Annotated in this window: 10 protein-coding genes; 5 read left to right on the top strand and 5 right to left on the bottom strand. The window is 69.3% G+C overall.

Features of this window, described 5'->3' with window-relative positions:
- Window positions 1–67 precede the first annotated feature (67 nt).
- From JMF86_RS18920 to JMF86_RS18900, 5 genes are all read right to left on the bottom strand, one after another.
- Window positions 68–964, bottom strand: coding sequence for an IclR family transcriptional regulator (locus JMF86_RS18920; protein WP_011547419.1), 897 nt, complete (start codon window positions 962–964; stop codon window positions 68–70).
- A gap of 289 nt (window positions 965–1,253) precedes the next feature.
- Window positions 1,254–1,733: a type 6 secretion system effector deamidase TecA gene (tecA, locus tag JMF86_RS18915; RefSeq protein WP_011547418.1), complete on the bottom strand. Its 480-nt coding sequence runs from the start codon at window positions 1,731–1,733 to the stop codon at window positions 1,254–1,256.
- A 323-nt stretch (window positions 1,734–2,056) separates the two neighbouring features.
- Window positions 2,057–2,263 carry a hypothetical protein gene (locus JMF86_RS18910; protein ID WP_006478718.1) on the bottom strand — a complete coding sequence of 69 codons (207 nt, stop codon included), beginning with the start codon at window positions 2,261–2,263 and terminating at the stop codon, window positions 2,057–2,059.
- A 305-nt stretch (window positions 2,264–2,568) separates the two neighbouring features.
- Entirely contained in the window at window positions 2,569–3,168 is a 600-nt protein-coding gene (locus tag JMF86_RS18905; RefSeq protein ID WP_172593233.1) for an alpha-ketoglutarate-dependent dioxygenase AlkB, read from the bottom strand.
- Window positions 3,169–3,339: 171 nt separating this feature from the next.
- Window positions 3,340–4,485 carry a metallophosphoesterase gene (locus tag JMF86_RS18900; protein ID WP_011547415.1) on the bottom strand — a complete coding sequence of 382 codons (1,146 nt, stop codon included), beginning with the start codon at window positions 4,483–4,485 and terminating at the stop codon, window positions 3,340–3,342.
- 188 nt (window positions 4,486–4,673) lie between these two features.
- Here JMF86_RS18900 and JMF86_RS18895 point away from each other — a divergent pair, with 188 nt between their 5' ends.
- The 5 genes from JMF86_RS18895 to JMF86_RS18875 all read left to right on the top strand — a co-directional run bounded on the left by JMF86_RS18895 (window position 4,674) and on the right by JMF86_RS18875 (window position 10,866).
- Entirely contained in the window at window positions 4,674–5,576 is a 903-nt protein-coding gene (locus tag JMF86_RS18895) for a LysR substrate-binding domain-containing protein (RefSeq protein ID WP_011547414.1), read from the top strand.
- Window positions 5,577–5,948: 372 nt separating this feature from the next.
- On the top strand, window positions 5,949–6,242 hold the full coding sequence (locus tag JMF86_RS18890; RefSeq protein WP_011547413.1) for a hypothetical protein: 294 nt from the start codon (window positions 5,949–5,951) through the stop codon (window positions 6,240–6,242).
- Window positions 6,239–7,288, top strand: a complete 1,050-nt coding sequence (mdtN, locus tag JMF86_RS18885) for a multidrug transporter subunit MdtN (RefSeq protein WP_011547412.1) — start codon at window positions 6,239–6,241, stop codon at window positions 7,286–7,288. The genes JMF86_RS18890 and mdtN overlap by 4 nt, the downstream gene beginning before the upstream one ends.
- Window positions 7,269–9,335 carry an FUSC family protein gene (locus JMF86_RS18880; RefSeq protein ID WP_011547411.1) on the top strand — a complete coding sequence of 689 codons (2,067 nt, stop codon included), beginning with the start codon at window positions 7,269–7,271 and terminating at the stop codon, window positions 9,333–9,335. The genes mdtN and JMF86_RS18880 overlap by 20 nt, the downstream gene beginning before the upstream one ends.
- Entirely contained in the window at window positions 9,322–10,866 is a 1,545-nt protein-coding gene (locus JMF86_RS18875; RefSeq protein WP_011694777.1) for a TolC family protein, read from the top strand. The genes JMF86_RS18880 and JMF86_RS18875 overlap by 14 nt, the downstream gene beginning before the upstream one ends.
- Window positions 10,867–11,085 lie beyond the last annotated feature (219 nt).

Genomic DNA, 11,085 nt, shown 5'->3' with positions numbered 1-11,085 from the left:
GAGCGGCCCGCGGGCCGCTCTCTTCGTTCGCAATGCCGCGCGCCGCGGCCGGCTCGATGCGCGAGCGTCAGAACATCGCGACCTTGTGGCGCGCATGCGCGAACGTCGGGTCGCTTTCGAGCGGACGATAGTTCAGCCGTTGCGACAGGTCGACCGCCGCGCCGCACACCGCTTCGACGAGCCGCTCCTTCTCGCCGGCCTCGCCGATCTCCGAGCGCGGCACCGTCGCGGTGATCGCCGCGACGATCGAGCCCGAATGATCGCGCACGGGCGCCGTCACCGCGGAAATGCCGCTCTCGAACGCCGCCTCACTGACCGCGTAGCCGAGCCGCGCGTAATGACGCACGCGTTCGTACAACTCGTCGACGGTGCCGGGCGTGCGCTCGGTGAACTGTTCGAGTTTCTTCTCCGGATAGAGCTGTCGCAGCGCATCGCGCGTCAGGTCGCCCATCAGCACGTGGCCGTGCACGGTCGCATGCGCGGGCAGGCGCGTGCCGACGTGCACCTTCACCGAACCGAACATCGACGCATTGCTTTGCGCCTTCGCGACGAACACCACGTCACGCTGGTCGCGGATCAGCAGGTGCGTCGACAGGCCGGTCGAATCGCGCAGCCGTTCGAGCACGGGCGTGCCGAGATCGGTCAGTTCGAGCGAATTCAGGTATTCGAAGCCGAGCCGCAACACGCCGACGCCGAGCCGGAAATAGCGGTCGCCGTTCACGCGTTCGAGAAAGCCGAGCGCCTCGAGCGTCTGCAGCAGGCGGAACGTGGTCGTGCGCGGAATGCCGATGCGCTTCGACAGCTCGGGTGCGCCGAGCACGGGCTCGCGCGCGGAGAATTCGGCGAGGATCCGCAGCCCGCGTTCGAGCCCCGGCACCAGATAGGACGAAGCGCCGCCGCCCGACGACTCGTCGTCGCCAGGCGCCGCCGGCTCAGGTGCATCGCTCATCGTTGTCTTGACCATGTGGACATGGACGGAAGGAAATCAGTCACGAAACAGGTCATGGATCGCCGTGGAGATTCAGTCATGCTACCTCAGTGCGCGCGTGGGCTCGCACCGCTGCGCGGCGCCGCGATGCAGCACGCGCATCCACGCACCATGACGCGTCATTCAAGGTCGAGAGGATAGCAGCGTTGGACGGCGCGACGCCATGCGGAAATCGCCGGACGGCGGGAAGGCGGCCGCGCGGCGCTGGCGCGCGGCACGCGGTCGGGCGACGGTGGCCGAAGCGTGAGCGTCGACGCCAGGCAGCCTACAGACGCGACAGATAGACGCGAATGGTCGTGCGGTCGTACGCAAAGCCGCCGGCCGGGTCCGGCTGCAGCACGCGTGCGAGATCGACCGGATGCAGCCATCCGGCGCCCAGCAGGCCGCCGTTGATCCCGCGAATCCGGGTGCCGCCGACGGCGATCGCGGCGTGAAAGACATTGGTGCCCCGCGCGAAGCCGACCGCGGTGCCCGCCGGAATGCTCGCGCGCCCGTCCCACTGATTGCCGGTCTCGAAGTTGAAGCGCGTCTTCCACAGCTGGCCGATCGTGTCGAGCAACGTACCGGGCGCGATCATCGCGTCGGCGCGCAGCAGATAGCGGACATAAGCAGCGGCGTCGTAGCAGACGCCGCCGGACACGTACTCGTCGATGTTCGCCATCCCGAACATCAGCGCCTGCGCGTGTTTTTGCCGTTCGGCGATGCCGGATTGGGCGACATGCCCGCCTAACTGGGTGAGTTGCACGGATAGCTCCTTTCAGGAATGCGGGACGTCATCGTCCTGCGGATGCGATAACGTCATATCTTATTACGATATGGCTCGGCATTTTCCAGGCGCGCTTCCGCCATACGGGGTTCGCGCTTTGCCCGGGAGGTCGCAAACCCGCGCACAGGCTTCCGCTACGCGTGTCGGAGTCGGCGCGATGCTTCAACATCGAACCGCACGAACCAATTGGCGCGGCAAAACCGCCAACGAAAAACCAGAAATGAGAAACAGTCGGGGACACACCGTCCGGCAACGGACGGCACGGAGGAAGACGATCCTCGGGCGGGATCGCCGCGACGGCGTCAGGCCGTCACGGCGTGGTCATATTCGGCGCGGGCAAGCTGGCCGGCGGCGTATGCCTCGGCTTCGCCGCGAAAGCCTTCGCGGCTGAACGCCACGACTTTCACGCCGACGCCGGTCGCCCGCTTCACCGTCAGCGCCCATTGCCATCCGCCGTCTTGCTCGAAGACGTGTAGCGAGGGTTCGAAGGAAGGGTCGAGTACGGTCACGCGTTGTGCTCCTGCCCCGTTGCGCGCTACGTCGGCAACGCATGGAGGCATGTCGAAAGGATCGCGCCGGCCTGCCGACGCGTTTGTGCCATTCCTCAGTGTAGTCAATAATTGTTGCGACGCACCATCAGAGGTTTCACTCACCTATCGAAACCGGGCGGTCGATCGAATCTACCTGAAAGCCTTGCGGGACGGGCCTGAGCGCCCGGCCGGACACGCTGCATTGAATTCGTGCGGCAACGTGCCGCACGCGCAACCGATTGCTTGCATTGGCCTTTCGTGAATCACCGAAACGGGGGCGCGATCTATCCGGCCGCGATCGATACGCGTCGGAAGGTGAGGTTGACGCGTTCGCCCTGCACGCCCGGCGCCTTCGGCACGCGGTGCTGCCATTCGGCCTGTGTGCGCCCGCGCATCACGAGCAGGCTGCCATGCACGAGGCGGTACGCATGCGTGACGCCGGTCTCGCGATGGCGAAGATCGAACACGCGCATCGCGCCGAGACTCACCGACGCGATCACCGGCGCGTCGCCGAGTTCGGGTTCGTTGTCCGCGTGCCAGCCGAGGCTGTCCAGCCCGTTGCGGTAGCGATTGAGCAGCACGCTGTTGAAACCCACGCCGCACGTCGCCTCGACCGCGTGCTTCAGCCCGAGCACGGCCGGCGTCCAGGGTTCGGGCACGTTGCGGATCCCCGAGTACACGTACACGGCATCAGGCTCGCCCTGCCACGCGGTGAGCCGCGGCAACGGAATGCGCCCGCGCGGCGTGCGGATCGTGTCCTGTCGCCACGCGACCTCGTCGATCAGCGCGGCCAGCGCGTGGTCCGCGGCGGGTGGCGCAAGCCAGTCCGGGTACCAGTCCACGTCGGGCGCGGGCGTATCAGCGAAGAGATCGGGCGTCGACATGTCGGCAGGAACGGGCAAGGAACGAAGCAAACGAGGCATGTCTGCATACTAGCCAACGGCGCCGCGCGCCGCCATGCGCTGCCATTCCCTGCTGAAAGAAAGCCGCCGAAAAACCTGCCGTGCACCGCGATACGCGTTCGTATTGCGTGACGGACGCCTCCCGGCCATCCGCTAGCCGCGCGTCAGCCGGATCAGCGTGATCTCGGACGGCACGCCGAAGCGGTTCGGCGGCCCCCAGTAGCCGGTACCGCGGCTCGTATACAGCCACATGTCGCCGAAGCGGTTCAGCCCGCCGACCACCGGCTGCTGCAACCGCACGAACGGCGGCCACGGCAGGAACTGGCCGCCATGCGTGTGCCCCGACAACTGCACGGTAAAGCCCGCGCGGCTCGCCGCTTCCGCGCTGCGCGGCTGGTGCGCGAGCAGGATCTTCGTGCCGACGTCGCGCGGCGCACCGGCCAGCGCCTGCGCGGGGTCGCTGCGATGCGCGGGATCGAAGCCGCCCGCCGTGAAGTCGGTCACGCCCGCGAGCACCGCCCGCGCGCCGCCGCGCTCGATCAACACGTGCTCGTTCAGCAGCACCGTCAGCCCGATACGACGAAACTCGTCGATCCATGCATGCGCACCCGCGTAGTACTCGTGGTTGCCCGTCACGAGGAAGGTACCGTGCCGCGAGCGCATCTGGCCGAGCGGCGCGGTGTGTTCGCGCAGGCGCTTGACCGAGCCGTCCACCACATCGCCCGTCACGACCACCAGGTCGGCGTCGAGCGCATTGACCGCGCGCACGATCCGCTCGATGTAGGGCCGCTTGATCGTCGGCCCGACGTGGATATCGGACAGTTGCACGATCGTCAGCCCGTCGAGTGCGGCCGGCAGCCCGGCGACCGGAATCGACACGCGCTTGACCGCCGCCGTACGGCGCGCGCCGACGAACCCGATCGCGGTCACGAGCACCGCGGCCGCCAGCACGCCGAGCGCCGTGTCGGGCGCGGCGCCGGGCCATGCGCCGTCATGGCCGAGATGCCGCCACACGAGCACGCCGAGCAGCACGAAGTCGCGCAGGAGCGTCAGCACCAGCAGCGACGAGAAGAAGCCCATCACGAGCGCGCCGGCCCAGCCGACCAGCGTCGCCGCCCAGCCTTCGTCGAAGCGGCGCGAGAACATGCCGACCGGAATCAAGACGACGAAACTCGCCAGCACGAGCGCCGCGATCGTACGCGCGAGCGGCGACGCGAACGCATCGGGAATGATCCGCATCCCGACGTACAGATGGAACAGCACGCCGATTGCAATGAACCGGACAAAGAAACTTCGCATGAAACGTTCACCTTCGTTGCACGACCGCATCCGCGGCACGCGGCGCACGGGCCGTAATGCCCAGGTGCCGCGTGTCGCGCCCTACGCACGATGGTACACAGATCCCGGTCGCGACGACGGGTCGCCGCCGACGGTGCAGCGCCGTGCGGCTTCGCGCGATAATCGGCCATCCTCCCGCCGCCACGTCCATGCGCTTCGATATCGTCGACCTCAAACTTTTCACGCACATCGCGGAAGCGAACAGCCTGACACGCGGCGCCGAACGCGCGCATCTGTCGGTGCCGGCCGCCAGCACCCGCATCAAGCACCTCGAGGAGCAGGTCGGCGTGAAGCTGCTGAGCCGCACGAGCCAGGGCGTCACGCTGACCGCGCCGGGCGACACGCTGCTCGCGCATGCGCGCCGCGTGCTGCGCCAGCTCGAGCAACTGACCGGCGACCTGCAGGAATATGCGTCGGGCGTGAAAGGCCACGTGCGCGTGTTCGCGAACACCACGGCGATGAGCGAGTTCCTGCCGGGCGTACTGCGTCACTATCTCGTCAACCATCCGGACGTGACGATCGACATGCAGGAGCGGCTGAGCCCCGACATCGTGCGCGCGGTGCAGGACGGCATGATCGACATCGGCATCGTCGCCGGCGACGTGTGCACCGACGGGCTGCAGGCGATGCCGTACCGGCGCGACCGTCTCGTGCTCGCGACCGCGCTCGGGCATCCGCTCGCCAGCCTGGCGTCGACGCCGTTCGTCGCGACGCTCGACCACGACTTCATCGGCCTGCCCGAGGCGAGCGCGATCCACACCTTCCTGAAGCGCGCGGCCGCCGACGTGCAGCGCACGCTGCGCTGGCGCATCCAGGTCAGCAACTTCGAAACCGCATGCCGGATGATCGAGGCGAACGTCGGCGTCGGCGTGCTGCCCGAAGGCACCGCGCGCCGCCATGCGAGGACGATGGCGCTGCGCCTCGTCGCGCTCGAGGACGACTGGGCCGAGCGCCAGTTGCAGATCTGCGTCGCCGATCTCGATGCGTTGCCGCGCTTCGCGCGCGATCTCGTCGACCTGCTCGTCGAGGATGCGCGCGAGCGACCGGACTGACCGGATTCGCATGCGTTCGAGCGGCAATCGGCGGTTTGCGCGCCGATTCCGCTGCGTCGGCATGGCAAATTCCACTGCGCGCTTTTCGTCTGACGATCCTTTACAGTCCGTTAGCAACCCTACGCGAGCGGGTGCTGGCAGAATCGCGGCGGCCCGATCATCGCTGCCGACACGCACCGCCGGACCGTCCGGCATGAGCGACGGCGCGGCCCCGGCACGGCCACGACCCGTGCCGTAATCGTATGCCGGATCGCTGGCGATCCGCATCGCGCTGATTTATGATCGGCTCCGTATCCTGGAATCGTCGTCGCGGCGACGATTCGCATTGCGCCGCGCCCGGCATCCACCCCCAAACGTCGAGCTCGTCACACCATGAGAAAAACAACGCCGCGCGCGCCGCTGCGCGTCGCCGCCGTGCTGGCGCCCGCCCTGCCGCTCGCGGGCTGCGCATCGCGCGGCGCACCGTCCTACGTGCTGTTCGGCGCGTACTTCCCGCTGTGGCTCGTCAGCGCGATCGTCGGCGTCGTCGGCGCGATCGTCGCGCATCGCGTGTTCGTCGCGACCGGCTGGGCCGCGACGGTGCCCTACCAGCTCGCCGTCTGCACCGCGATCGGGCTCGTGGTCGCCGTGATCGTGTGGCTCACCGGCACGGGGCCGTTCGCATGAAGGCCGCCGGCATCGCCCGCCCCTCCGTCAAAGGCCGCGTGATCGCGCTCGCGATCGTCGCGCTCGGCATCGCGGCGCTCGCGTACGCGTACCACCGCACGACCGCCTACCCGTCCACCGACGACGCGTCGATCGACGCGGACGTCGTGCACGTCGCGTCGCCGGTCGGCGGTCGCATCGTGCAGCTCGCCGTGCATGAAAACCAGCGCGTCGCGAAAGGCGACCTGCTGTACGTGATCGATCCCGTGCCGTACCGGCTGACCGTCGCGCAGGCGCAGGCCGACCTCGAACTCGCGCGCGCGTCGCTCGACACGCGCCGCCGTTCGCTGATCGGCGAGCGCTCGAATGCGTCCGTCGCCGCCGAGCAGGTCAAGCGCGCGACGCAGAACTACGATCTCGCGACGCGCGACGTGAACCGGCTCGCGCCGCTCGCCGCGCAGGGTTACGTCAGCGCGCAGCAGTTCGACCAGGCGAAGGTGCGCCAGCGCGACGCGTCCGTGTCGCTCGCGCAGGCGCAGGAGCAGCAGCGCGCGTCCGCACAGACGATCGGCGACGACGCGGACGCGATCGCGACGCTGCATGCGCGCGAAGCCGCGCTGGCCCGCGCGCAGCATGCGCTCGACGATACGGTCGTGCGCGCGCCGCACGACGGGCTCGTGACCGGCCTGAGCGTGCTGCCCGGCGAAACCCTCGCGCCGAACCAGTCGATCTTCACGCTGATCGATGCGAGCGAATGGTTCGCGGTCGGCAATTTCCGCGAGACGTCGCTCAATCGCATCGCGGTCGGCGACTGCGCGACCGTCTACTCGATGATCGACCGCAGCCGCCCGCTGACGGGCAAGGTCGTCGGCATTGGCGCCGGCATCGCGGACAGCGCGCGCATCAACCTGCCGCGCTCGCTGCCGATCGTGCAGAACTCGGTGAACTGGGTGCACGTCGCGCAGCGCTTCCCCGTGCGCGTGAAGCTCGACGAACCCGACGGCAAGCTCGTGCGTGTCGGCGCGAGCGCGATCGTCGAGGTCCGGCATGGCTCAGCCTGCCGCTGAGGTTCGCGCGCCGGGCCCGCGCGAAGTCCTGCGGCTGCTCGCGCCGTTTCCGGGGCGCGCGGCGATCGCCGTGCGCGTCGCGCTGATCTGCGCGCTGACCGCGTTCGTGACGGCCGCGTACGGCACGCCCGAAGCCGCATTGTCCGCGTACGTCGTGTTCTTCATGATCCGTGCCGACCGCGTGACGAGCGTGGTGCTCGCGGCCGCGCTGCTGCTGATCGTCACGATCGTGATCGGACTCGTGCTCGGCATCGCGATCTTCAGCATCGACTATTCGATCCTGCGGGTCGCGTGCATGGCCGTGCTGTCGGTCGCCCTCCTGTATCTGACTTCCGCCAGCAAGCTGCGCCCGGTGGGCGCGATCCTCGCGATGATCGTCGGCTTCGGGCTCGACCAGCTCGGCCTCGCGCCGTTCGGTGAAGCCGCCACCCGCGCGCTGCTGTATATCTGGCTGACGATCGCGATCCCCGTCGGCGTGGCGATCGTCGTCAACCTGCTGATCGCGCCGTCGCCGCGCAAGCTTGCGCACGCGCAGCTCGCGAAGCGGCTGCGGCTCGCCGCACGGCGCCTGCGCGGCGACGACGACGCACGTGCCGCGTTCGACGCGAGCCTGCGCGAAGGCGACAAGCAGTTGCTCACGTGGCTCAAGCTGTCGAAGCTCGAAGGCTCGTCGAGCGCCGCCGACTTCGCGGCGCTGCGGCAGGCCATCGCGTCGAGCACCGCGCTGATGGTCGGCGTCGCGCTGGCCGATCGCGAGCCGGACGCGCGGCTGCCCGATGCGTTCGCCACACCCCTCGCCGCGACGCTCGACGACATGGCCGCCATTCTCGAACGCGGCGGCTACCCGGTCGACGTGACGCTCGCGCTGCCGCCGGCCGACGCGCTGCCGCCGCTCGCACGCATCGCCGCGACCGATCTCCAGGATGCGATCACGCATTTCGCGGAGCCGGGCGCGACAGCGCCTACGGTCGATGCAACGGCGGAGGCTTCGGCCAACGCAACGCCCGCCGCCGCTGCCGCCACGCCCGAAGCACCCGCCGCCGCGCCGGCACCGGCACCACACGGCGGCTTCTTCCTGCCCGACGCACGCACCAATCCCGACCACATCCGCTATGCGCTGAAGACGACTGCCGCGGCGATCTTCTGCTATCTGCTGTACTCGCAGCTCGACTGGTCGGGCATTCATACCTGCGTCGTCACCTGCTACATCGTGTCGCTCGGCTCGACGGCCGAAACGGTCGAGAAGCTCACGCTGCGGATCTTCGGCTGCATCATCGGCGCATTGCTCGGCACCGCCGCGCTCGTGTTCGTCGTGCCGGCGCTGTCGTCGGTCGGCCACCTGATGGCGCTGGTGTTCGCCGGCGCGTGGCTGTCCGCGTGGATCGCCTTCGGATCGCCGCGCATCGCGTACGCGGGCTTCCAGGTCGCCTTCGCGTTTTTCCTGTGCGTGATCCAGGGCGCCGGCCCCGGCTTCGACCTGACGATCGCGCGCGACCGCACGATCGGCATCCTGCTCGGCAACGTCGTCGTGTATCTGGTGTTCACACGCATCTGGCCGGTCAGCATCGGCAAGCAGATCGACGTCGCGTTCGCCGCGCTGCTCGACCAGTGGCGACGCATCGCGCAGATCGCGCAGCCGGCCGAGCGGCGCGCGCTCGCGGCCGAAGCGTTCGCCCGACACGGCGCGATCTCGCAGGAGCTTGGCCTGGTCCATTACGAGCCGTCGTGGGTGCGGCCGGCCGCGACGTGGCTCGCCACCCGGCGGCGCGCGCTCGCGGAACTCGGCGCGATCGAAGGTCCGCTGTTCCTGCTCGCCGAACGCAAGCCGGGCGACGCGGCAATCGACGCGCAACTCGCGCGCGTGACCGAACCGGGCAATGGCGACACCGTGCCCCGCACGCCCGCTCCGACACCACCGTCGAGCGCCGCCCCCACCGACCCCGCGCGCGATGCGCTGCTGAACCTCATCGACACGCGGCTCGCGCAGATCGCCGACGCCGCCCGTCAAGCCACACCGAAGGAGCCTGCCCCTCATGCGCCTACCTGAACCGCCGGCCGCCGCGATCGCCGCCACCGTGCTCGCGACCGCCGTCGCGCTGGCCGGCTGCGCGACGTCGTCGATCGATCTGGCGCCGGAGGCGTCCGACCGCCCGTGGCAGCCGCAAACGTCCGCCGCGGGCGACATCGTGGCGGCGCCGCCGCGCGCATCCGCGCAAGGTGCGCATGACTACACGCTGCCTGCCTCGCCGGCACTCGCGTCGGTTTCGGCGCCGGCCGCGCTCGATGCCGCACATGCGTACACGCTGCCCGAGCTGATCGATCTGGCCGAATCGGCCAATCCGCTGACCCGCATCGCATGGAACGACGCGCGCAACGCGGCGCTCGCGGTGGGCCTCGCCAAGTCCGCCTATCTCCCGCGCCTGTCGGCGACGGCGATGGGTGCGTACCAGGCGAACCACGGCTCGACGTCGACGATCCTCGGTGATTCATCGAGCAACACCACCGCGCACGGCACGATTTCGGCGCTGTCGCTGCAATGGCTGCTGTTCGATTTCGGCGGCCGCGCGGCGCGCGTCGAAGCGGCCGAACAGGCATCGATCGCGTCGAACGTCGCGTTCACGGCCGTGCACCAGCAGGTGATCCACGACGTGACGGTCTCGTACTACCGCTACGAAGCCGCCCGCTCGCACGCGCTCAGCGCGCAACAGGGCCTCACGAACGCCGATGCGATCCTCGCGGCGTCCCGCGCACGGCTCAAGCACGGCGTCGGCACGGTCGTCGAACTCGCGCAGGCGACGCAGAACCGCGCGCAGGCGAACCTCGCGCTCGTGCAGGCGAACGGCGCCGAGAGCGACAGTTACCTCGCCCTCGTCTCCGCGCTCGGCATCTCGCCGCTGTCGAAGCCGACCATCGCCGCGCTGCCGAAGCGGCCGCTGCCGCCCGCGCTCGGTTCGTCGGTCGACACGATCGTGTCGGACGCGATCGCGCGCCGCCCCGACCTGCAGGGCGCGTTCGCGGTCGAAAAGGCCAACCGCGCGAAGATCAAGGCGGCTCAAGCCGCGTTCATGCCGAAGATCTTCCTGTCCGCGTCGACGTCGTATGCGAGCGGCGGTACGTCCATCTCCGCGCTGCCGGCGATCGGCGACCAGGCGCCGACCGTCAACCTGAACGGCAGCCGCTACGGCGGCGGCGTATTCCTCGGCGTGACGATCCCGCTGTACGACGGCGGCCTGCGCTCGGCCGTGCTGATGCAGGCACGCAACGACGCGGAAAGCGCATCCGCCCGCCTCACGCGGACCAAGGAGGAAGCGGTACGCCAGGTCGTCGCCGCGCAGAACGCGGTGCAGACGAGCCTGGCGTCGCACGACGCCGCGAAGGCGCTCGTCGATGCCGCGCAAACGAGCTACGACGCGGCGCTGACCGCGTACCGGAACGGCGTCGGCTCGGTCACCGACGCGACGATCGCGCAAAGCCAGTTGCTCGCCGCGCGCAACGCGGAGGTCGACAGCTATGCCGGCGCATTGTCAGCCGCGGCCGCGCTCGCACTCGCGACCGGGACGATCGGCTCGGCGCAGTAGCGCCGGCCGCAACGCGGTTGACGCCAGCGCGCGCCGCCCACTAGAATGCCGCCCATTCTTCCTTCAGGAACCATCGTGGACAGTTGCAGCACTCCGTTGCGTGCGCCGCTTGCCGCCTGAACGCCTGTCCGCTGCAGTTCTCCTGCCACGGCTCGCGTTCCGCGAGCCGCACGCTCCCCCGTTTCACACTGAATGACGCATTCGCGCGGTACAGTACCG

It is taken from the genome of Burkholderia sp. E168m15 (assembly GCF_016586105.1).
In the GTDB taxonomy this organism is placed as follows: domain Bacteria; phylum Pseudomonadota; class Gammaproteobacteria; order Burkholderiales; family Burkholderiaceae; genus Burkholderia; species Burkholderia orbicola.
The sequence above is the reverse complement of the archived record's forward strand: the minus strand, read 5'-3'. Positions and strand labels throughout refer to the sequence as shown.